This window comes from Indiicoccus explosivorum (assembly GCF_002167005.1).
GTDB lineage: Bacteria > Bacillota > Bacilli > Bacillales_A > Planococcaceae > Indiicoccus > Indiicoccus explosivorum.
Window position 1 is genome coordinate 1 of sequence record NZ_NHTN01000026.1, and the last position, 21,597, is coordinate 21,597.

Below are 21,597 nucleotides of genomic sequence, written 5' to 3' on the forward strand. Positions count from 1 at the left end.
GCGTGCGTTATTCCGGAAATGCGTGCGTTATTCCGCGGTTGCGTGCGCTATTCCGGAAATGCGTGCGTTATTCCGCGGTTGCGTGCGTTATTCCGGAAATGCGTGCGATAATCCCGATTTCCACTTCAGAAATCAAAAAGCCGTCCTGCTGAATTCACCTTCAAACCATGGATCGCCATTTATGTTCGTTATTCCGATTTTATTCGCCATAACCGCAAATCCGCAAATCCGCCGCACCACCAAAATCAACCACAAAAAAAACCCCACCGGCAAGCACTTTACCGGTGGGGTTTGGTATGTCGTTAAGGAGAAAGAATCCCGATCGTGCCGTCTTTCTGATGCACATCGTTTTGAACCCGCACTCTAGCAGGTGGGTGACCTCTCCATCACTTTTGACGTCCCCTGAGGGCCTGTCATCCATGACGGAAGTGGGTCTCCCGACGATGAAATGTTCGGTCAAAACTGATTGGCTTAAAACGAACACATCAGGATTCTTGCTGACTTCATGTTAGCACATCCCCCAAATCGATACAACGATTTTACTCTGTATCTTTCGAACGATTCTGACTGTTCACCGATAGTCCCAGTTCCTGTAACTGGGAATTCGCGACCGGACTCGGGGCGTCGGTCAGCGGGTCGCTCGCGCTTGCGGTCTTCGGAAACGCGATCGTGTCGCGTAAGTTCGTACGCCCCGCCAGCAGCATGATAAGCCGGTCGAGACCGAACGCGATGCCGCCGTGAGGAGGGGTGCCGTATTCGAATGCTTCCAGCAGGAACCCGAACTGCTCGCGCGCTTCCTCATCCGAGAAACCGAGCGCGCGGAACATTTTCTCCTGCACGTCCCGCTGATAGATCCGCAAAGAACCGCCGCCGAGCTCGTAGCCGTTCAGCACGAGATCGTACGCCTGGGCGCGGACTGAATGCGGGTCGCTTTCCAGTTTTTCGATGTCTTCTTCGAACGGCGCAGTGAACGGATGGTGCGCGGCATAGAACCGGCCTTCTTCCTCGTCATGCTCGAACAGCGGCCAGTCCGTGATCCACAGGAACTTGAAGACACTTTCGTCGATCAGCCCGAGTTCCCGGCCGAATTTCAGCCGGAGCGCACCGAGCGTGTCGGCAACGACCGTCGGGTTGTCGGCTGCGAACAGCAGCACGTCGCCTGCTTCCGCTTCCGCGCGTTCGATGAGCGCATCCGCCATGTCGCCTTCGAAGAACTTCGCGATCGGCCCTTTCAGCCCGCCTTCTTCCACTTTCAGCCAGGCGAGGCCTTTCGCGCCGTACACCGCCGCGAACTCACCGAACGCGTCCAAGTCCTTGCGCGAGTAATTCGCCGCCTGCCCTTTCACATTGATCAGCTTCACTTCCCCGCCGCGCTCCACCGCGCCGGTGAACACTTTGAAGGAAGAGTCCTTCACAATATCCGACACGTTCACGAGCTCCAGCCCGAACCGCACATCCGGCTTGTCTGATCCGTAGCGGTCCATCGCATCCTGATACGTCATGCGCTGGAACGGCGCTTCGACCCGGATGTCTTTCACTTCCTCCATCAGCTGGACCATCAGGCGCTCGTTCAGCTCGATGATCTCCTCCAGCGACCGGAAACTCATCTCCATGTCGACTTGCGTGAATTCCGGCTGGCGGTCCGCCCGCAAGTCCTCATCACGGAAACAGCGCGCGATCTGGAAGTACTTGTCGACGCCCGACACCATCAAGAGCTGCTTGAACAGCTGCGGCGACTGCGGCAGCGCGTAGAATTCGCCTTCGTGCACGCGGCTCGGCACGAGGTAGTCCCGCGCGCCTTCCGGAGTGGACTTCGTCAAAATCGGCGTCTCCACTTCCAGGAAGCCTTCTTTATTCAAAAAATTGCGGATGGCGATCGTCACATCCGACCGCAGCTTGAGCGTGTCGAACATCGGCTTGCGCCGCAGGTCGAGGTAGCGGTACTTCAGCCGGAGGTCCTCCCCGACGCTGCTTTCATCCGAAATCGTCAGCGGCGGTGTTTTGGCCGCGTTGATGATTTCCGCGTGATCCGCCTGAACTTCGATCCGGCCGGTCTTCAAGTTTTCATTCACTTGGCTGTCGGCCCGCTTCACGACGAGGCCGTCGATATGGACGACATATTCGCTCCGCAGCCGTTCCGCGACCGCCGCCGCCTCTTCCGCGATTTCCGGATTGAAGACGACCTGCACGATGCCCGAACGGTCGCGCACGTCGATGAAGATGAGCCCGCCGAGGTCCCGGCGCTTCTGCACCCATCCTTTCAGCGAAACCCGTTCGCCCGCATGCTGTTCCGTCACTTCCCCGCAATAATGTGATCTCGCCATCATGATTCCTCCCCGCTGATTTTATTCAATAAAACACCGGCCATTTCGCTGAACGCGGCCTGTTCCGATTCACCGGTCGCCATGTCCTTGACCGACGCGCGCTGTTCCGCGATTTCGGTTTCACCGAGCACGATCGTGAAGCGGGCGCCTTTCCGGTCGGCCGCCTTCATCTGCGCTTTCAGCTTGCGCCCGGCGTAATCCATATCCGCCGTGATGCCGCTGTCGCGGAAGTCCCGGATCAGCCGGAACGCGTCGCGCCGCGAGTCCTCATCCAGCACGGCGACGAATACGTCGAGCTGGTCGGCCGTTTCGATATCGACGTTCTCCATCTCAAGCGCCAAAAGCAGCCGCTCGATGCTCATCGCGAATCCGATGCCAGGCGACGACGGGCCGCCGAGGTCTTCGACGAGTCCGTTGTAGCGCCCGCCGCCCGCAAGCGTCGTGATCGCGCCGAACCCTTCCGCGTCGCTCATGATCTCGAACGCGGTGTGGTTGTAGTAATCGAGCCCGCGCACGAGGTTCGGGTCGACCGTGTACGGAATGCCGAGCTCTTCCAAGTACTGCTTCACGTCGCTGAAATACTGCGCCGATTCCTCGTTCAAATACGCCGTCAGTGCCGGCGCCGTCCCCATGAGCGGGTGGTCGCGGTCCACTTTGCAGTCGAGGATGCGCAGCGGATTTTTCTCCAGCCGGTTCTGGCAGTCCTGACAGAACTCATCGATGCGCGGCGAAAAGTGCGTAACGAGCGCATCCCGGTGCGCATTGCGGCTTTCCGTATCCCCGAGCGAATTGATGACGAGCTTCAGTTTCTCCAGACCGAGTGACGTATAGACGTCCATCGCGAGCGCGATCACTTCCGCGTCGACCGCCGGGTGCTTCGAGCCGATCGCCTCCACGCCGAACTGGACGAACTGCCGCGTGCGCCCCGCCTGCGGACGCTCGTAGCGGAACATCGGCCCCATGTAATAGAGCTTCACCGGCTGGTCCGGCTGGCCGAATAATTTATTCTCCACATACGACCGGACGACCGACGCCGTCCCTTCCGGCCGCAGTGTCAGCGAACGATCGCCGCGGTCCGTGAACGTATACATTTCCTTCTGCACGATATCCGTCGTATCCCCGACGCTCCGCTGGAACAGCTCCGTCTGCTCGAACACCGGCGTGCGGATCTCCTTATACTGATACAGCCGGCACAGCTCCCGGATCGTCTCTTCCGCCGCCTGCCACTTCGCCGCCTGCTCTGGCAGCACATCATATGTGCCGCGCGGTACTTGAATCGCCATCGCAATCTCCCCTTTTTCAGATAAATGAAAAAGCTCCCGTCCTCTTGCATTACGCAAGGGACGAGAGCTCATAGCTTCCGCGGTTCCACCCTAATTGGCGCATGGCGCGCCCACCTCATACCGGATAACGGCCGGCGCCGTCTTCCCCTACTGGAATGCCGTTCGGAAAAGAGCCTCCGGAGTGTCGTTCACGCCAGGCGCCTGCAGGAAGATTCTCAGCCCATGATCTTCCCTCTCTTGCCAGCCGGCCGCTGCCGCTACTTTCTCCATGATCGGCGGTGTTTCATTCGATTGAATATGCTTAATCTTAATCATCCCCGGCGCCGTTGTCAAGCCGTATAATTTTCAGATTTTTCCCGGGAACCCCTGTATTTTTCCCGTCCCGACTGTATAATATGGATAGGTAAGAAGGAGGTGTTTTATTGAAGAAAAAATGGATTGCCATCTATAGTCTGATTTTCCTGTTAATCGCCGCCATCCTGGCAGCTCCGGCGTCCGCCCACGGCACCGCCCAAGTCGATGTGCCGTCACTGAACGTCCGTTCCGGTCCCGGACTTTCCTACAGCATCACAGGCAGCCTCGGACAGGGCGACCAAGTGACCATCACCGACGAACAAGGCGACTGGTACCGGATTTCCGAAAACGGCTGGATCGCAGCCTGGCTCACCACATCCGTCTCATCGGGCGGACAAGAACCGGCGGCCGCCAGCGGGAAGACCGCCGTGTCGACCGTCAACCGGCTGAACGTGCGCTCACAGGCCAGCCTCTCCGGTGCCGTGCTCGGGAAAATGAACAAAGGCGACACCGCCAGACTGCTCAGTGAAACGAACGGCTGGTACGAAATCGAATTCCGCGGCACGCGCGGCTTCGTCTCCGCCCAGTACATAAGCGTATCCGGCAGCGCTCAGCAGCCTGCCGCAGCCGCAGCGCCGGCAGCGTCCGATTCCTACTTCACTGTCGCCGTCAACGGACTCAACGTCCGGGCACAGGCCACCACCGCATCCGCCAAGATCGGCATGGTCGCAAAAGGCCAGTCGTTCAGCGTGCTGTCCGTCGGCGGTGACTGGGTCAACATCCGCCTCGCGGACGGAACTTCCGGCTGGGTATACAAAGCATACGGCACTTTATCCGGCCAGCCCGCTGCGTCCGCGCCGGTTGGCACAGGTAACTTGTCCGGCATCTCGATCGTCATCGATCCGGGTCACGGCGGCATCGACGGCGGCACGAGCGGCTACTACGGCACCGTCGAAAAGGGGCTCACCCTCCAGACCGCGGAAATTTTAGCGGCCCAGCTGCGGGCAGCCGGCGCCAGCGTCACAATGACGCGCACGTCCGATGTGTACATCAACTTGCGGAACCGCGTGTCCGTCGCGCATCAGCTCGGCGCCGATGCGTTCATCAGCCTCCATTACGACGCGTCCTACGACCGGTCCGTAAACGGCTTCACGACGTATTACCAGCACAGCTACCAGCAGTCGCTCGCCAGCCACTTGAACGGCGGCATCGACGCCAGCACGATCCTTTTAAACCGGGGCACCCGACAAGGGAACTATTTCGTGCTCCGTGAAAACATGCAGCCGGCCGTCCTCATCGAACTCGGCTTCCTGTCGAATCCGAACGAAGAACAGGCCGTGTCGAATGATTACTACAGAAGACAAGCTGCGCAGGGCATCACGAACGGACTCATCAATTATTTCAATTAAAGATGGAAAGGAAAAGCGGCTCCCTTCGCGGGAGCCGCTTTTCCTTTTTTGAGGCTAAGACCGAGATAAGCTCCCTCGAGACCGAGATAAGCGCTCTCAAGACCGAGATAAGCACTCCCAAGACCGAGATAAGCACTCCCAAGACCGAGATAAGCACCATCAAGACCGAGATAAGCACCATCAAGACCGGGATAAGCTCTATCAAGACCGGGATAAGCCCCCTCCACCCACAAAAAAACACCCCCACCGGCTCGCTAGCCGGCGCAGGTGTTCCCTTTTTTATTTCGATTCCACAATGACCGTCACGGGTCCGTCGTTGACGAGCGACACATCCATCATCGCCCCGAACACGCCGGTTGCCACGCGCAAACCGTGCGAGCGCAGCTCTTCGTTGAACGCGTCGTACAGCCCTTCCGCCTGTTCGGGCCGCGCGGCGTCGACGAAGCTCGGCCGCCGCCCTTTCCGCACGTCCCCATACAAGGTGAATTGGGAAATCGACAGCACGTCCCCGCCCGCTTCATCGATGGAGCGGTTCATTTTGCCGTCTTCGTCTTCAAACAGCCGGAGTCCGGCGATTTTCTTCGCTGTGTATTTCACATCGTCCAGTGTGTCGGCGTGCGTGATGCCGACGAGCAGGACGTAGCCGGAGCGGATGCTGCCGGCCACTTCCCCATCCACTGTGACGGCCGCTTCTTTCGAGCGCTGGATTACAATCCGCATAGCGACACCTCATTTATTGTCAGTCAGTTGGTCATCCGCTGGACGGAATAAATATCGGGCAGCCCTTTGATCCGGCCAACCACCTTATCGAGCGCCGAGACGTCCGGGATCATGAGCGTCAGGTTGATTGTCGCGATCCGGTCGCTGTTCGCCTGGGCGTTGACGGCAGTGATGCTCGTGCGCGTATCGTTCACGAGCTGCATCACTTCGTTGACGAGGCCCGGCCGGTCGTAAGCTTCCACCTCGATGTCCACCGGGTATTGCTTGAGCTGTTCTTTTTCGGTGCCGTCCCATTCGACCGGCACGAGGCGTTCGGTCTCTTCCACGGAAATGTTCGGGCAGTCCGCGCGGTGCACGGAAACACCGCGCCCTTTCGTAATGAACCCGAGGATCGGGTCGCCCGGTACCGGATTGCAGCAGCGCGACAGCCGGATCATCAAGTTATCGATGCCGCGGACGACGACGCCCGAATCGGTCGGCTTTTTCGGCTGGGGCGAGCGCATTTCGAGCGTCACCCGCTCGAGCGCTTCTTCCTGCTCGCGCTTCCGGCGTTCCCGTTCCGCGAGGCGGTTGACGACCTGCTGGGCGGTGATGCCGTTGAAGCCGACAGCCGCATACAGATCCTCTTCGCCGGCGAAGTTGTATTTCTCGCAGACCCGCTTGATGTTTTCGTTCGTCAGGATGTCCTTCACGGCGAAGTCCTGCGCTTTGATTTCATGCTCGACCATGTCCTTGCCTTTATGGACATTGTCTTCCCGGACCTGCTTCTTGAAGAACTGCTTGATTTTATTCTTCGCCTGCGAACTCTTGGCGATCTTCAGCCAGTCGCGGCTCGGGCCGAACGACTGCTTCGATGTCAGGATCTCGACGATGTCGCCCGTCTCGAGCTTCGTGTCGAGCGGCACCATTTTGCCGTTCACTTTGGCGCCGATCATCTTGTGGCCGATCTCCGAGTGCACGCGGTAAGCGAAGTCGATCGGACACGAGCCGGCCGGCAGCTCCATCACGTCGCCTTTCGGAGAAAAGACGTACACCATGTCGGAGAACAGGTCGAACTTCAGCGATTCCATGAATTCCTCCGCGTTCGAGGACGCGTTCTGGAATTCGAGGATCTCGCGGAACCAGGTCAGCCGCTGGTCGACGGTGTTCTTCGTCGTCTCGGCGCTTTTGCCTTCCTTGTATGCCCAATGGGCCGCGACCCCGTACTCGGCGATGCGGTGCATCTCTTCGGTGCGGATCTGCACTTCGAGCGGGTCGCCCTGCGGCCCGATGACCGTCGTATGGAGCGACTGGTACAGATTCTGCTTCGGCATGGCGATGTAGTCCTTGAACCGGCCGGGCATCGGCTTCCAGGTGGAATGAATGATGCCCAGCACCGCATAACAGTCCTTGATGCTCTTCACGGTGATCCGGACGGCGATAAGATCGTAGATTTCATTGAACTGCTTGTTCTGGACCGCCATTTTTTTATAAATGGAGTAGATGTGTTTCGGACGGCCGTAAATATCCGCCTCGATCTCCACGTCCTTGAGCTGTTCTTCGATCTCTTCGATGACACCCTTCAGGTAATCTTCCCGTTCCGTCCGCTTCTTTTTCATGAGATTGACGATCCGGTAGTACTGCTGCGGATTCAAGTAGCGGAGGGCCGTGTCCTCCAGTTCCCACTTGATCGTCGAAATCCCGAGGCGGTGCGCGATCGGCGCGAAGATCTCCAGCGTCTCGGCCGCTTTCATCCGCTGTTTTTCAGCGGTCTGGTACTTCAGCGTGCGGAGGTTGTGCAGGCGGTCCGCCAGTTTGATGAGGATGACACGGATGTCCTGGGCCATGGCGACGAACATTTTCCGGTGGTTCTCCGCCTGCTGCTCTTCCTTCGACATGTACTTGATCTGGCCGAGTTTCGTCACGCCGTCGACGAGCAGGGCGACTTCCTCGCTGAACTCGCGGACGATGTCTTCGCGCGAATAATCCGTATCTTCGACGACATCATGAAGGAACCCGGCAGCGACTGTCTGCGGGTCCATCTGGAGTTCCGTCAGGATTCCGGCGACCTGCACCGGATGGACAATATACGGTTCGCCGGATTTGCGGAACTGTCCCTCATGCGCGCGCTCGGCCACTTCATAGGCTTTCTTCACCATCGCCACGTGGCGTTCGTTCATATAGGAGGCTGCTTCCGCAAAGACATCTTCGGCTGTTTTGATCTGATCTTTCGCCATGATTGCCCACCTTGCTTTAAATTATTTCCAAAAAGTATATTCCTTTATTATCGGAAACTTCAACGGAAATGTAAAGCGCGGAACTACGGAGTTTCGACAATATTCGTCAAAATGACACTTTTTGTTCCCACATCCTCAGGAACGGCTACGCCGGTCCCGTTGCGGAAGCCTTCGATGAATCCGTTCGCCAGGATGACCCGCTCCGCCTTGAACTGGACGGCCGCTGCGGGCATGCCGTCATAATCCAGGTCTTCCTCCCCGATGAAGCAGAACCGGTTCACCGCGACATTGCGGTAAGCCGAGACGACGAGCGCCCGCGGGGATGATGACGGATACAGCTCGGTCGGGACCGGCCCCATCGACACAAGCAGCTGGGCTTTAATGTTGCTGGCGGTGCCCGATGCCGGATCGCCGTCCCGATGATGTCCGATATGGCGGAAATTGTAGGACCGGTTATCCCCGACGGACAGGTGGCCGAACACATGGACGCTGTTGGCGGCGGAGGAATTGTGGTGCGCCTTGATTTCGATGCCGCCGAAACAGCGCGCCGTCGAATTGAATAAAAGCCAGATATCATGGGACCCGTCATCGATTTCGATGCCGTTCGCATTCGCCCGGCCTTTCGCGTGGGCGCGTCCGCTCGGGTCGCACGCATGCGACCGGGAAATGAGCACGTGGTCGCTGTGATGCGTCGTGATGCCGTCGTCACCGAAACCGGAAGCGTTCAGCCCGTCGAGCCAAATGTAGCGGCAGCCGTTTTTCGCGCGCAGCCCGTCCCCCGCGTAATTATAGGAAGGAGACGTTATATCGAATCCGTGGAGACCTGCATTCACCGCCTCCACATAGCGGACCCAGCCGAATTCCACATTCGCATACGTGAGGCAGCTGGAGGCGGTGCCGCCGGTACTCGTCCGGCTTCCGGCAGGCAGGCGCCGGCTGTTCCAGTCGAGCGTCATCGATTCGACCGACAGGCGCGTATTGCCTTTCTTCGGATCGCGGTTCGTGATGAGCCGCTGTTTTTTCGGGGCGCCGTCATGGAGCCGGATGATCGTCACGCCCTTCCCCGCACCGATCAGCCGGGTCCGGTCGGGCAGCTCGATCCCCTTCACGACAAAAACGCCCGCCGGGATATGTACAGTCACGCCGCCATCGCCGATCGCCCGCCGGAACGCGGCGGTGCAGTCGGTCTTGCCGTCTCCAAGAGCGCCGAATTCCGTGACGTCCGCTTCGCGCGTTTCTTCGGCAAGCTGTGCGTACTCGGCATCGAGACGCTCTTTCCAGTCCGGGAACGGGCCGGCTTCCGACGAAAGGTCCGAAGCTTCCGGCATCTGTTCCGAAGACAGGCGGAAAAACGGCCGCAGCCAGAAATCGGCGGACCAGAGCTTCGGCCGGATCCGCGCCGGTTCCGGGAGGGTCTCCTCATAGATGCTGCGGAACAGCTCGTCGGTCTCCGCCAGGATGGTGCGCTTGTCGGGCAGGTCGAAATAAAACCCGTCGATCAGCGCCTCATTCTGTGTCGGATCATGTTGCTCGGATAATCTCATCGCTGTGCCTCCTGCCGTTTCGTTTTAACGCCGTATGAACGGAAAAACCCTCCACCGGATGCCGGTGAAGGGCGGACGGTCAATACGACACGAGCGTTTTGACCGGATAATTCTTCAGCTTGTCCCGGCCGTTCAAATACGTCAGCTCGATCAGGAAAGCACAGCCGACCACTTCGCCGCCAAGCCGCTCCACCATTTTGATGGACGCTTCCACCGTACCGCCGGTCGCCAGCAGATCGTCGACGATCAGCACTTTCTGACCCGGACGGATGGCGTCCTTGTGCATCGTGAGCACATCTTTTCCGTATTCGAGCCCGTACTCTTCCCGGATCACTTCCCGCGGCAGTTTGCCTTCCTTGCGGACAGGAGCGAATCCGATTTCGAGCGCGTACGCGACCGGGCAGCCGATGATGAATCCGCGGGCTTCCGGTCCGACGATCACTTCCGCGCCCACTTCGCGGGCGTACTCGACGATCTGGTCCGTCGCGTATTTAAAGGCGGTCCCGTTATCCATGATCGTCGTGATGTCCTTGAAGCGGATCCCGGGTTTCGGCCAGTCTTCCACAATTGTTACATATTCCTTTAAATCCATACTTTTTCCTCCTCGGCGGACAGGTGAACATCGAACCACTTCTTCAGCTCCTGATAGGATGCGTACAGCAGTTTCTGTTCGAGTTCCATTTGCCGCTGGCGTTTCTGATAAGAAGGCGCTTCTGATAAATCCCGTTTTGACGGGGCGTCCGCGATTTCAGTCAGTCCATTGTTTATTTTAACAAATCCCAGCTCAAAAAACACCTGCAGCATGAATTTGAGCGAATCGAGGCTCCAGCCCCTGTGTTTGGCGACCATATCGCCGTCTTTCCGGAAGTCGAAGCGGCCGCGCTGCTTGATGACACCGAACAGCCACTTGAACTCCTCCCGGTCGGGCAGCCGGCCGAAATAATGGGATTCCTCGGTATGGAAATGGCAGTACACCCGTTTCGGGCGCATCCGCCGGAGCACTTGCTGCAGCTTCTCTTCGGCATCAGGCAGGTCGAGGAGGACGAGGTGCTGCGCTTCGCAGTCCGCGTCGCTCAGCCCGTCCGCCTGACAGATCGGCGCCTTGATGAACGCCTGGAACGATTCCGCCGTCTCCTGCCGGAAAGCGACGAACAGCTGGCCCGTCTCAGGGATGAGCGGAACCCAGCGTGCCGCCTGCCGGATGCCCCGGATGTCGTACAGCTGCCATTCGTCCGTCCGGAGGTCCTCCAGCATGAGCTGCGGTTTTTTGCGCCCGTTCCATTCGTTGATCTGCAAGTCCCCGATCGCTTCCACTTTTACGTCAGGCGTCAGTTCGTCCGCCAGGTGGCCGAGGGAAAAGCCGACCGCATCGATCGCCACGCCCTGTTTCGCCAGCTCCATTTTCAAATGGTTTTTCGCCGCGCCGATTTTCCGGATGGACACGGCACTGACGCCCGCCAGGTAGAACTTCGGCTTGCTGAAGCCCATGCCGAACGGCGCTAGCGTGCGGATCGCCTCCAGCGTTTCGACGCTGATCTCCGCCGGCTCCACCGGGATGTCGATCGCCGTCTCGGGGATGAGGTCGTCCGCTTCCAGGATGTTTTCCGCCTGCGCGATGAGCCGCTTCCTCAGTTCATCCACATCCGCCGCGCCGAGCGTCATGCCGGCCGCCATCGGATGGCCCCCGAAATGCGGCAGGATGTCCCGGTTCTTCGCCAGTTCATTATAGAGATGGAACCCTTCGATGCTCCGGGCCGATCCTTTCGCTTTTCCGGTCTCCGGGTCGAGCGACAGGACGATCGCCGGCCGGTAGAAAGTTTCGACGAGCCGGGACGCGACGATGCCGACGACGCCCGGATTCCAGCCTTCCTGCGCCACGACGATGACATGCGGCGTCCCCTCCGGATGGCGTTCCTCCACCTGCGCGACCGCTTCTTCTGTGATCTTCGCCACGATCGCCTGGCGTTCTTTATTCAGCGAATCGAGCTTGCGGGCGAGCCCGCGCGCTTCTTCCGCGTCTTCAGTCAATAAAAGATCGACAGCCGGTCCGGCATCCTGCAGCCGGCCGATCGCATTGATGCGGGGTCCGAAGCCGAAGCCGATCGTCTCTTCCGTGATTTCATGCGCACTGATGCCCGCCACTTCGCAAAGCGCTGCGACAGCCGCGCGGGACGTGCGCTTCAGCCGCTCCAGGCCTTCTTTGACCAAGTACCGGTTTTCATCATGGAGCGGCACGAGGTCCGCCACCGTGCCGATGGCGGCGAGTTCAAGTAAATGGTCCGGCATTTCGCCGTAGAGGGCGTGCGCCAGTTTGAACGCCACGCCTACGCCGGCGAGTTCGCCGAACGGATATGTAGATTCCGGATGCCGCGGGTGGATGACCGCGAGCGCTTCCGGCAGTTCCGTGCCGATGTCGTGATGGTCGGTGATGATGACGTCCACGCCGAGCTCGGCCGCCCGTTTCGCCTGCTCGATGCCCGACACACCGTTGTCGACGGTGATCAGCAGCTGACAGCCGTCCGCCGCGATTTGTTCGAACAGCTCCGTGTTCGGCCCATAGCCGTGCCGGAAGCGGTTCGGGATGACGAACGAAGCATCCGCACCGAGGTCCCGGAGCACCGTCATCATGACGGATGTGCTCGTCACCCCGTCGGCGTCATAATCGCCGTAGACGACGATCCGTTCATCCGCCTCGATCGCGCGGCGGATCCTGTCCACCGCCACATCCATGTCTTTCAATAAAAACGGATCGTGCATAGCAGTCTCGTCCGAAGTCAGGAACGCCCTCGCTTTTTCCGGTGAATCCATGCCGCGCGACACAAGAATTTTCGCCAGCACCGCCGGAATGCCGAGGGCGTCTTCGAGCTGTTTCGTCTTATATTCGTCCGGCGCCATCAGACGCCACTGTTTTTTTGATTGGATCATGCTGTCACTTCCTTACGGCTTCATTATACAAAAAATACAGGCAGACAAAAACCTCTCGGAAAAATTTTCCGAGAGGCGCCCTCACATTTCGTTCTTTTCATTTTTCACGACGACCGGATCCGGCCCTTCCGCCGTACCGTCGCCGCCGAGCTCATTCTGCTGGGCCGCGATGATATTCTCTTTTTCCGCCACCTCTTTCCGGAGCTTCTTCACGTCCCGGCTCAGCTTGTAATTGCGGAACATGGCGATGCTGCCGGACAGCAGCGCGCCGGCGAGCGCGGAAGCGAGGATGACCAGGATGAGCGGCCATTCGGATTCGCCGAACACATAATTGACCGGCACCGAGTCGACGTTGTTCACGGCAAAGACCGCGATGATGACAGCAAATAAAAGACCGATGATCAAAAACCATTGCGTCTTCACGAGCATCCGCTCCTTTCGTTGGGATAACAGCTTTGTCCGCATTCCTTGTTGATTGAGAGCAAACACCACTCGCTTTCCGCGGACTGACTCCCGGGCCTCCGCGGCCGCTGAAGGGGCCATAGAGGGTCTCGGACAGCCAGTAATTCCGCAGGAGCCCCGCGGTTTTTGCTTTCTTATTCAAACCTGTTCTTTTGCGCCTCAGAAGACAGAGCGGCAGTCAATCGAATAAAATATTGCTTCCCTCGTTGATTATTTGATAAATGTCCGATAAATACGCTGGAATGTCCGATAAACGAACCGAAATGTCCGATAACCGCCGCTAAATGTCCGATAAACGGACCGAAATGTCCGATAACACAAAACCCGCTTTCATCAAGCGTCTGCCTGAAGCGATTTCTTCAGACACAAAAAACCGGAACAGGGTTATAGTCCTATACCCTGTTCCGATTATGGGGTAAACGCTAGACCACCGGTTCGTCGGTGCCCCACTGGCGTTCTTTTTCCCGTTTTTCGATATCGATCGGACCTTTTTTCGCAAGTTCCCGCTTCTTCAGCACGAGCCACAGCTGGGCCGCGATGAAAATCGACGAGTATGTTCCTGCGATGAGGCCGATCAGGAGCGCGATCGAGAAGTTCAGGATCGACGGCGCCCCGAAGAAGATGAGCGCCACGACGACGAAGATGACGGTCAGCACGGTGTTCACCGAACGGCCGAGCGTCTGGCGGAGCGACTTGTTGACGATGAGCGCCAGCTCGTCCTCCGTTTCGACTTTCTTCATGCGCCGCATGTTTTCGCGGATCCGGTCGAACGTGACGATCGTGTCGTTGATCGAATAACCGATGATCGTGAGCACGGCCGCAATGAATGTGATGTCCACTTCAAGCCGCAGCAGACTGAACGCCGCGACGATGAAGAATGCATCGTGGAGAAGCGCCGCAATGGACGCGACACCCATCCGCCATTCAAAGCGGAACGCCACATAAATGATGATGCCGACAGCTGCGATGGAAAGCGCGTAAATCGCATTCTTCGCCAGCTCGATGCCGACAGTCGGCGATACGGTGCTGACATTCGGTTCGGCGCCGTAAATGTCCGCCAGCTCCGCCCGCAGTTCCGCAATCTGCGGCTGATCGAATTCCTCGGCATAACGGATGACGCCGATGGAGCCGTCATCACCCGAAATGATGATATCTTCCGACGGATAGCCGATCTCTTCCATCGTCGCGGCCACTTCCGCTTTCGTCAGCGGCTCGTCCGCCGTGACTTCCACGCGTGTACCGGCGGCGAAATCGATGCCGAGGTTCAGCTGGAAGATGCCGAGGACGAGCATGCCGGCCGCGATGAGCGCGAGTGAAATCGCAAAGAACTTATTGCGGCCTCCCGCGAAATCGAACCGGTCGAAACGCGTCGACAGATCGAGGATGCTCAAGTTTTCCTTTTCTTCATGGACTTGTGATTTCCGCAGGCCGAACAGACCGAACTTGCCGTCGAGCACGCCGCTCTTGACGAGGAGTCCGAGCAACAGCCGCGTTCCCCAGACAGCCGTGATGAAGCTCGCCAAAATCGAGATGATGAGCATCGTCGCGAAGCCTTTGACCGAGCTCGTGCCGAACACGAACAGCACGGCGGCTGCGAGAAGCGTCGTAACGTTGGCATCGAGGATGGCCGAGAAGGACGAACTCGAGCCGGCCTTAAACGATTCCTTCACCGAGCGGCCCGTGCGCAATTCCTCGCGGATCCGCTCATACGTGATGATGTTCGCGTCGACCGCCATCCCGACACCGAGCATGATGGCCGCGATGCCCGGCAGCGTCAGCACACCATTGATCAGTTCGAAAATGAACAAAATCAAGTAGACGTATACCGTCAGCGTCACGACCGCAACAAAGCCCGGCAGACGGTAATAGATTAGCATGAACACAAGCACAAGCGCGATGCCGATCATCGCTGCGAACGTCGTCTGATCGAGCGCCTGTTCACCGAACTGCGCGCCGACCGATGTCGAATAAATCTCTTCCAAATCAACCGGCAGCGCGCCGGCGTTCAGGATGCCGGCCAGGTTCTTCGTCTCTTCGACCGTGAACCCGCCTTCGATCATGACTTCGGACGAATTGATCCGCTCAGAGACCCGCGCCGCCGAAATGAATTCCGGGTCTGCAGAAGTCGCTTCTTCAATATACGAGTCTTCGCCTTCCTCAAAATCGAGCCAGATGACGATTTGATTCTGGCCCGGCGGAAGCTGCGACAGCCTTTCCGTAATCTCCGCGAATTCATCCGGATTCTTCAGTTCCAGCGTGACGATCGGATTCCCGTTCTGGCCGAATTCCGCGTTGGCCCCGCCCTGGACGAGATCGCTTCCGTCCATCAGCAAATTATCTTCCGTATCGCGGAACGTCAAGTTCGCCTGCGTCGACAGGAGCTCCCGCGCTTCCGACTGGTCTTCCACGCCGGCGAGCTGGACCCGGATCCTGTCGCCGCTCTCTACTTGGACATTCGGCTCACTGACACCGAGCACGTTGATCCGGTTCAGCAGCGCCGTCGTCGTATCGGCCAGCACTTCGTCCGTGATTTCCTGCCCTTCCTCAAGCGCTTCGACCTGGTACAGCACTTCAAATCCGCCTTGGAGATCGAGTCCCAGATTGATGTTTTTCGCGATCGGCATCACCGTCGTGGCGACCATGCTGAACAGCGCGATGACAATCAGAAAAAAGGCGATAATTCGGCCTCTTACTTTCATGGTATTCATTTCCTCCTCTTTCTAAAAACACAGCACTTCCATTATGGGACACGCCCTACTGCCTGTCAAACCGCTTTTCCCCCGGCGCCTTCGGTTTCAAGAGCTCCGCCCAGTCCCCGGAATCCGCACCGGAAAACCAATCCTCCGTCCGGAACCCCTCCGCCTGGCGGTATTCCACATAATCCGACAGCCGCACCGCCAGAATATCCTGCACCTTCCCGTGCAGCGGAATCGCCGGGACCTCCTCATTCCGCCATACCTTTTGGATGCAATAAACCCATAGATCTTCCGGTAAAAGCTTCGCCTGGTCAAACGTGCGCATTTCTGCGCACTTCGTCTTCAGCACCGGGAGCAGCTGTTCATACTGATCTGGCCATTCCATACGCATATCCTTTCTGCAGCCGGAAAGGCTGACTGAAATATCTGACAGCAGACAACCAAAAAGTTCCGCTCCCCGGAGGAAAGCGGAACCGTGTGCTTTTAGTCCACTACCCGTGCAATCGCCTGGCGCTCGAACTGCAGGCGCGTGCCATCTGCGACTGTGACGTATACCGTCGTGTCATCCAGTGCATCGACCGTGCCGTGAAGGCCTCCGACTGTGACGATCTTGTCGCCGCGCTGGAGCTCGGACTGCATTTTCGCCGTCGTCTTCTGGCGCTTCTGCGCCGGACGGATGATCAAGAGCCACATCAGCAGGAACATGAGCAGTAAAGGTGCTAACGCTACGATAGTTTCCATGTTCAATTTCCCCCTTTCAACGTTCTCTCTTTTTCAGTCGCCTGGCATCGGGGCCAGGATCAGAAGTTTTTCGCGTTCGGTTTATTGAAGCCGTATGCCTCGAAAAACGCCTCGCGGAAGTCGCCGAGCCGGTCTTCGCGGATCGCCTGGCGCACTTGCTCCATTAAGTGTATCAGAAAACGCAGGTTATGGTAACTGGTTAAACGAAGTCCGAACGTTTCATCCGCGCGGATCAAATGATTGACGTACGCGCGCGAGTAATTGCGGCACGTGTAGCAGTCGCATTTCTCGTCGATCGGCCCGAAGTCCGTCTTGTACTGCGCTTTCTTGATGTTCATTCGGCCTTCCGACGTCATGAGTGTGCCGTTCCGCGCGATGCGGGTCGGCAGCACGCAGTCGAACATGTCGATGCCGCGGATCGCCCCGTCGATCAGGGAATCGGCGGACCCGACACCCATGAGGTACCGGGGTTTATTGGCCGGCATCAGCGGCGTCGTGTACTCGAGCATCCGGTTCATGACGTCCTTCGGCTCCCCGACGGACAATCCGCCGATCGCATAGCCCGGGAAATCGAGCGATACGAGGTCCCGCGCGCTCTGTTTGCGGAGCTCTTCGTATTCGCCGCCCTGGATGATACCGAACAGCCCTTGGTCTTCCGGCCGTTTATGCGCTTCGAGGCACCGTTCCGCCCAGCGGCTCGTGCGCTCGACGCTCGACTTCATGTAGTCGTACTCCGCAGGATACGGCGGGCACTCATCGAACGCCATCATGATGTCCGAACCGAGATCGTTCTGGATTTCCATCGCTTTTTCCGGGCTCAAAAACAGCTTGTCGCCATTCAAGTGGTTGCGGAAATGGACGCCTTCTTCCTTGATGTCGCGCAGATCGCTCAGCGAAAACACCTGGAAGCCGCCGGAATCGGTCAGAATCGGCCGGTCCCAGTTCATGAACTTGTGCAGGCCGCCCGCCTGCCGGATGATGTCGTTCCCGGGGCGCACCCAGAGGTGGTACGTGTTGCTCAGGATGATGCCGGCGTCCATGTCCTTCAGTTCTTCCGGTGACATCGTCTTGACCGTCGCCTGCGTGCCGACCGGCATGAACGTCGGCGTTTCAAAGGAGCCGTGCGGCGTGTGGACGATGCCGAGCCGCGCGCCGGTCTGCCTGCAAGTCTTGATGTGCTCATATCGGATGGCTGTCATTTTCTTTCCCCTTTCGTATCCGGTGCGATGAACATCGCATCGCCGAAGCTGAAGAACCGGTAGCGCGCTTCCACCGCTTCCCGGTAGGCGCTCAGGATCGATTCCCGTCCGGCCAGCGCGCTCACGAGCATGACGAGTGTCGACTTCGGCAAGTGGAAATTCGTGATCAGCGCATCGACCGCCTTGAATTCGTAGCCGGGATAAATGAAGATATCGGTCCAGCCGTTGTCTTCCTTCATTTCGCCGAATTTCGTGCCGACCGTCTCCAATGTGCGCGCGGACGTGGTGCCGACCGCGACGACTTTGCCGCCGGCCTGTCTGGTTTTATTGATCACATCCGCCGTTTCCTGCGTAATCCGGTAAAACTCCGCGTGCATGTCGTGGCTTTCGATGTCCTCGACGCTCACCGGCCGGAACGTGCCGAGGCCGACGTGGAGGGTGATGAACACGACGTTCACGCCTTTCGCCCGCAGATCGTCGAGCAGCGCTTCCGTGAAATGGAGCCCTGCTGTCGGCGCCGCAGCCGAGCCGCGTTCGCGCGCGAATACGGTCTGGTAGCGGTCTTTGTCGTCGAGCTTCTCGCGGATGTACGGCGGCAGCGGCATATCGCCGAGCTGGTCGAGGATCTCGTAGAAAATCCCGTCGTACATCATCCGGAAATAGCGACCGCCGTGGTCCGCTTCCCCGATGCACTCCGCTTTCAGCAGCCCTTCGCCGAACGACACGACCGTCCCCGGCTTGACCCGCTTCGCCGGCTTGACGAGCGCTTCCCAGACGTCGTCTTCCGTCTGTTTCAATAAAAGCAGTTCGATACCGGCGCCGGTTTCTTCCTTGACGCCGAGCAGGCGCGCCGGGAGCACGCGGGTGTCGTTGAGGACGAGGCAGTCGCCAGCGTCCAGGTAGTCGCCGATGTCCCGGAAATGCCGGTGCGCCGTCCCGCCTGTATCTTTATCGAGCACAAGGAGCCGGCTCGCCGTCCGGTCCGCAAGCGGCGTCTGGGCGATCAGCTCCTCGGGCAAATTAAAATCGAAATCAGTTACTTCCATACTTCACAATCCTTTATCTTGAATTGCACCGGCTCCCTTTTGGAGCCCGCGCGCTTTCCGCGGACGAACGGTCGAGCCTCCTCGGCATGCTGCCTGCGGGGTCTCGGCACGTCCGTTTTTCCGCAGGAGTCGCGCGGACCCATCCGGATCACCGGCGCGATATGCAATATAAATGTTTTCCGCTTTCTCGTCCAGCTGGAGAGAAGAAGGCGGCGACTCCGGAGGGATCAGCGAATGAGTGGGCAAGAAGATCTTGACCACTCATTTGCGACGAGCACGCGAAGCGGCGCAGGAGCACAAGGGTCTTTCTTCGCCAAGCAAGACCCTGCAGGTCGCGCAAGCGGCCGAAGCGGCTTGCGGATCGCCCCTCGGAAAGCGGCCGCCGGAAGCGAGCCAGCTGAAGAGAAAGCGAGCGATTTTCGCTGCAATCTATTCCGGCAGCGGCAGGCCGAAGTGGCTGTACGCAAGGTGCGTCGCCATGCGGCCGCGCGGCGTCCGCTGGATGAACCCGATCTGCATGAGATACGGCTCGTACACGTCCTCCACGGTCGTGGACTCCTCGCCGATGCTCGCCGCAATCGTATCGAGGCCGACCGGGCCGCCCCGGAACCGCTCGATCATCGCGGTGATGAGCTTCCGGTCGACACTGTCCAGCCCGAGCGGGTCCACCTGCAGCAGCTCGAGCGCCTGCTGCGCCATATCCATCGTAATATCGCCGTCACCGCGGACTTGCGCGTAATCGCGCACCCGTTTCAGCAGGCGGTTGACGATCCGCGGCGTCCCGCGCGAGCGGCGCGCGATTTCCGCTGCCGCTTCCTTGGAAATACCGGCGCCGAACAGCTGGGCGCTCCGGATGGCGATCTGGGTCAATGCGGCCTCATCATAATACTCCAGCCGGCTCATGACACCGAATCGGTCACGGAGCGGAGCTGACAGCGAGCCGGCCCGCGTCGTCGCGCCGATCAGCGTGAACGGCGGCAGGTCAAGCCGCACCGTCCGCGCTTCAGGCCCTTTACCGACGACGATGTCGAGCGAAAAATCCTCCATCGCCGGGTACAGCACTTCTTCGATCGCCCGGTTCAGCCGGTGGATTTCGTCGATGAACAGCACATCGCCCGGTTCGAGCGACGACACGATCGCCGCCAGATCCCCCGGGCGCTCGATGGCAGGGCCGCTCGTCGTGCGGAACCCGACGCCCATCTCGTTCGCGATGACCGCCGCCAAAGTCGTCTTCCCGAGGCCCGGCGGTCCGTACAGCAGCACATGGTCGAGGCTCTCCTCGCGCATCTTCGCCGCTTCGATGAAAATCTCGAGATGCTGCTTCACTTTATCCTGTCCGATATACTGCGTTAAAATCTGCGGCCGGAGCGACTGCTCGAAGTTCTCGTCGAATTCCGACACTTCGCCTGCAATAATCCGTTCTGCCATAGCCGCCTCCTCCTTCTGCGCGTTCCGCTTATTTCTGTTTCAATAAAATCTGCAGCGCCTGTTTCATATAGCCTTCCGTATCCAAATCGAACTCTTCCAGCTTCGGTTTCACTTTATTGATTTCCCGTTCGGAATAACCGAGCGCGCCGAGTGCCAGCATCGCTTCCTCCAGCTCCGCGCGCACTTCACTCTGCGGTTCCGGCTGGACGGGCGCTTCCCCGAATCCTTCATACAGATCCTTCAGCTTCCCTTTCAGATCCAAGATCATCTGGCGGGCGGTCTTCTTGCCGACCCCCGGGAACTTCGTGAGGAACGCATCATCCTCCCGCTCAATCGCATCGATGACGTGCGACGGCTGGCCGGACGCCAGGATCGCGAGCGCCCCTTTCGGCCCGATGCCCGACACCGAAATGAGCTTCCGGAACAAATCGCGCTGCTCGATGCTCTTGAAGCCGAACAGAAGCGAAGCGTCCTCCCGGATGTGCTGATGCAGGAACACCTGCTGCTCACTGTCCGTCGAATGAAATACGTACGGATTCGGCGTGAAAATCTGCCAGCCGATGCCGCCCTGCTCCACGGTCACGTATTCCGGCGTCACCCGCGTGATGACCCCTTTTATGTAGTCGTACATCTGCCTCTCTCCTTATGTGCAATAGTTCGATTATAGCACAGTCCGCCCGTTTCCGGGAACGTAAGCCGTCACTGCGCACTTCCTTCATTTCATGGTAAACTGAAATCTGGATAAGGAAGGTGAAGAACATGCAAAAACTATTCGGAGAGCAGCGGCGGGAATTCCTGCTGAACAAGCTCATCGACGAAGGCGCCCCCATCACCGGCACCGCGCTCGCCGCCATGGCGAACGTCTCGCGGCAAGTCATCGTCAGCGACATGACGCTCATGAAGGCGCGCAACGAGCCGATCATCTCGACCAGCCAGGGCTACCTCTACCTCAAAGAACGGAAGGAAGCCCACGTCAGCCGGCAGATCGCCTGCGTACATACGGCGGAAGACACAGAGAACGAACTGAAGCTCCTCGTCTCCGCGGGCGCCACGGTCAAAGACGTGACCATCGAGCATCCCGTCTACGGGGAACTGACGGCGAACGTCTTCGTGTCGACCGAATCGGAGGCGGACGACTTCATCCGCAAAATCCATTCATCGAATGCCGGCTACCTGCTCGAGCTCACCGACGGCTTCCATCTCCACACCCTGACGGCGCCGAACGAAGCGATCCTCGACCGGGCGGTGGAAGCGATGCGCGAACACGGGTATTTGATCGAAGACCATGAAAGCTGACCTCGCCGGGTCGG

The 21,597-nt window shown here is 58.8% G+C and carries 18 protein-coding genes, 1 other RNA gene and 1 other annotated feature; of the genes, 2 read left to right on the forward strand and 17 right to left on the reverse strand.

Translation table 11 applies throughout. The features are described 5' to 3' along the window. Positions 1-311: 311 nt before the first annotated feature. From ssrS to hisS, 3 genes are all read right to left on the reverse strand, one after another. A non-coding RNA gene (gene ssrS / locus CCE92_RS09070) (6S RNA) lies at positions 312-495 on the reverse strand. A 44-nt stretch (positions 496-539) separates the two neighbouring features. Then, positions 540-2,327 carry an aspartate--tRNA ligase gene (gene aspS, locus CCE92_RS09075; RefSeq protein ID WP_164474945.1) on the reverse strand — a complete coding sequence of 596 codons (1,788 nt, stop codon included), beginning with the start codon at positions 2,325-2,327 and terminating at the stop codon, positions 540-542. Next, positions 2,324-3,607: a histidine--tRNA ligase gene (gene hisS / locus CCE92_RS09080; RefSeq protein ID WP_088007212.1), complete on the reverse strand. Its 1,284-nt coding sequence runs from the start codon at positions 3,605-3,607 to the stop codon at positions 2,324-2,326. Before hisS ends, aspS begins: the two co-directional genes overlap by 4 nt. 53 nt (positions 3,608-3,660) lie before the next feature. Further along, positions 3,661-3,889: a binding site (T-box leader), on the reverse strand. Positions 3,890-4,029: 140 nt separating this feature from the next. On the opposite strand from hisS, the gene CCE92_RS09090 reads away from it, so the two are divergent. After that, a complete protein-coding gene (locus tag CCE92_RS09090) occupies positions 4,030-5,310 on the forward strand; it encodes an N-acetylmuramoyl-L-alanine amidase family protein (RefSeq protein WP_088007214.1) in 1,281 nt (426 codons plus the stop codon). On the opposite strand, the gene CCE92_RS15965 is transcribed toward CCE92_RS09090, so the two are convergent. The 14 genes from CCE92_RS15965 to ruvA form a co-directional block, all read right to left on the reverse strand. Then, positions 5,307-5,543 (reverse strand): hypothetical protein, encoded by a 237-nt coding sequence (locus CCE92_RS15965; protein ID WP_162287850.1) that lies wholly within the window; start codon positions 5,541-5,543, stop codon positions 5,307-5,309. The genes CCE92_RS09090 and CCE92_RS15965 overlap by 4 nt on opposite strands. A 46-nt stretch (positions 5,544-5,589) precedes the next feature. Then, the gene (gene dtd / locus CCE92_RS09100; protein ID WP_088007216.1) at positions 5,590-6,030 is read right to left on the reverse strand and encodes a D-aminoacyl-tRNA deacylase; all 441 of its coding nucleotides are present in this window, start codon (positions 6,028-6,030) and stop codon (positions 5,590-5,592) included. A 23-nt stretch (positions 6,031-6,053) separates the two neighbouring features. After that, positions 6,054-8,246, reverse strand: a complete 2,193-nt coding sequence (locus tag CCE92_RS09105; RefSeq protein ID WP_088007217.1) for a RelA/SpoT family protein — start codon at positions 8,244-8,246, stop codon at positions 6,054-6,056. Positions 8,247-8,329: 83 nt separating this feature from the next. Then, positions 8,330-9,790 (reverse strand): glycosyl hydrolase family 28-related protein, encoded by a 1,461-nt coding sequence (locus tag CCE92_RS09110; RefSeq protein WP_088007218.1) that lies wholly within the window; start codon positions 9,788-9,790, stop codon positions 8,330-8,332. Positions 9,791-9,869: 79 nt separating this feature from the next. After that, the gene (locus tag CCE92_RS09115; protein ID WP_088007219.1) at positions 9,870-10,382 is read right to left on the reverse strand and encodes an adenine phosphoribosyltransferase; all 513 of its coding nucleotides are present in this window, start codon (positions 10,380-10,382) and stop codon (positions 9,870-9,872) included. Beyond that, positions 10,373-12,715: a single-stranded-DNA-specific exonuclease RecJ gene (gene recJ / locus CCE92_RS09120; RefSeq protein ID WP_088007220.1), complete on the reverse strand. Its 2,343-nt coding sequence runs from the start codon at positions 12,713-12,715 to the stop codon at positions 10,373-10,375. Before recJ ends, CCE92_RS09115 begins: the two co-directional genes overlap by 10 nt. A gap of 81 nt (positions 12,716-12,796) precedes the next feature. After that, a complete protein-coding gene (locus CCE92_RS09125) occupies positions 12,797-13,138 on the reverse strand; it encodes a LapA family protein (RefSeq protein WP_088007270.1) in 342 nt (113 codons plus the stop codon). Between the two features lie 461 nt (positions 13,139-13,599). Beyond that, complete coding sequence (secDF, locus tag CCE92_RS09130; RefSeq protein WP_088007221.1) at positions 13,600-15,876, reverse strand: protein translocase subunit SecDF; 2,277 nt, start codon at positions 15,874-15,876, stop codon at positions 13,600-13,602. 55 nt (positions 15,877-15,931) lie between these two features. Further along, the gene (locus CCE92_RS09135; protein WP_162287851.1) at positions 15,932-16,258 is read right to left on the reverse strand and encodes a post-transcriptional regulator; all 327 of its coding nucleotides are present in this window, start codon (positions 16,256-16,258) and stop codon (positions 15,932-15,934) included. Positions 16,259-16,356: 98 nt separating this feature from the next. Next, entirely contained in the window at positions 16,357-16,614 is a 258-nt protein-coding gene (gene yajC / locus CCE92_RS09140) for a preprotein translocase subunit YajC (RefSeq protein WP_088007223.1), read from the reverse strand. Positions 16,615-16,673: 59 nt separating this feature from the next. Then, complete coding sequence (gene tgt / locus CCE92_RS09145; protein ID WP_088007224.1) at positions 16,674-17,813, reverse strand: tRNA guanosine(34) transglycosylase Tgt; 1,140 nt, start codon at positions 17,811-17,813, stop codon at positions 16,674-16,676. After that, entirely contained in the window at positions 17,810-18,859 is a 1,050-nt protein-coding gene (gene queA, locus CCE92_RS09150; protein WP_088007225.1) for a tRNA preQ1(34) S-adenosylmethionine ribosyltransferase-isomerase QueA, read from the reverse strand. Before queA ends, tgt begins: the two co-directional genes overlap by 4 nt. A 429-nt stretch (positions 18,860-19,288) precedes the next feature. After that, a complete protein-coding gene (ruvB, locus tag CCE92_RS09155; protein WP_088007226.1) occupies positions 19,289-20,287 on the reverse strand; it encodes a Holliday junction branch migration DNA helicase RuvB in 999 nt (332 codons plus the stop codon). A gap of 28 nt (positions 20,288-20,315) precedes the next feature. Next, positions 20,316-20,918, reverse strand: a complete 603-nt coding sequence (ruvA, locus tag CCE92_RS09160; RefSeq protein ID WP_088007227.1) for a Holliday junction branch migration protein RuvA — start codon at positions 20,916-20,918, stop codon at positions 20,316-20,318. 119 nt (positions 20,919-21,037) lie between these two features. Between ruvA and CCE92_RS09165 the strand changes: the two genes are divergently transcribed. Then, a complete protein-coding gene (locus CCE92_RS09165) occupies positions 21,038-21,583 on the forward strand; it encodes a transcription repressor NadR (protein WP_175578086.1) in 546 nt (181 codons plus the stop codon). Positions 21,584-21,597 lie beyond the last annotated feature (14 nt).

Excerpts from the sequence above, each read along its gene's own strand:
- aspS (WP_164474945.1), bottom strand. The coding sequence starts at position 2,327 with ATGATGGCGAGATCACATTATTGCGGGGAAGTGACGGAACAGCATGCG.
- hisS (WP_088007212.1), bottom strand. The coding sequence starts at position 3,607 with ATGGCGATTCAAGTACCGCGCGGCACATATGATGTGCTGCCAGAGCAG.
- dtd (WP_088007216.1), bottom strand. The coding sequence starts at position 6,030 with ATGCGGATTGTAATCCAGCGCTCGAAAGAAGCGGCCGTCACAGTGGAT.
- CCE92_RS09105 (WP_088007217.1), bottom strand. The coding sequence starts at position 8,246 with ATGGCGAAAGATCAGATCAAAACAGCCGAAGATGTCTTTGCGGAAGCA.
- CCE92_RS09110 (WP_088007218.1), bottom strand. The coding sequence starts at position 9,790 with ATGAGATTATCCGAGCAACATGATCCGACACAGAATGAGGCGCTGATC.
- CCE92_RS09115 (WP_088007219.1), bottom strand. The coding sequence starts at position 10,382 with ATGGATTTAAAGGAATATGTAACAATTGTGGAAGACTGGCCGAAACCC.
- recJ (WP_088007220.1), bottom strand. The coding sequence starts at position 12,715 with ATGATCCAATCAAAAAAACAGTGGCGTCTGATGGCGCCGGACGAATAT.
- secDF (WP_088007221.1), bottom strand. The coding sequence starts at position 15,876 with ATGAAAGTAAGAGGCCGAATTATCGCCTTTTTTCTGATTGTCATCGCG.
- CCE92_RS09135 (WP_162287851.1), bottom strand. The coding sequence starts at position 16,258 with ATGGAATGGCCAGATCAGTATGAACAGCTGCTCCCGGTGCTGAAGACG.
- yajC (WP_088007223.1), bottom strand. The coding sequence starts at position 16,614 with ATGGAAACTATCGTAGCGTTAGCACCTTTACTGCTCATGTTCCTGCTG.
- tgt (WP_088007224.1), bottom strand. The coding sequence starts at position 17,813 with ATGACAGCCATCCGATATGAGCACATCAAGACTTGCAGGCAGACCGGC.
- queA (WP_088007225.1), bottom strand. The coding sequence starts at position 18,859 with ATGGAAGTAACTGATTTCGATTTTAATTTGCCCGAGGAGCTGATCGCC.
- ruvB (WP_088007226.1), bottom strand. The coding sequence starts at position 20,287 with ATGGCAGAACGGATTATTGCAGGCGAAGTGTCGGAATTCGACGAGAAC.
- ruvA (WP_088007227.1), bottom strand. The coding sequence starts at position 20,918 with ATGTACGACTACATAAAAGGGGTCATCACGCGGGTGACGCCGGAATAC.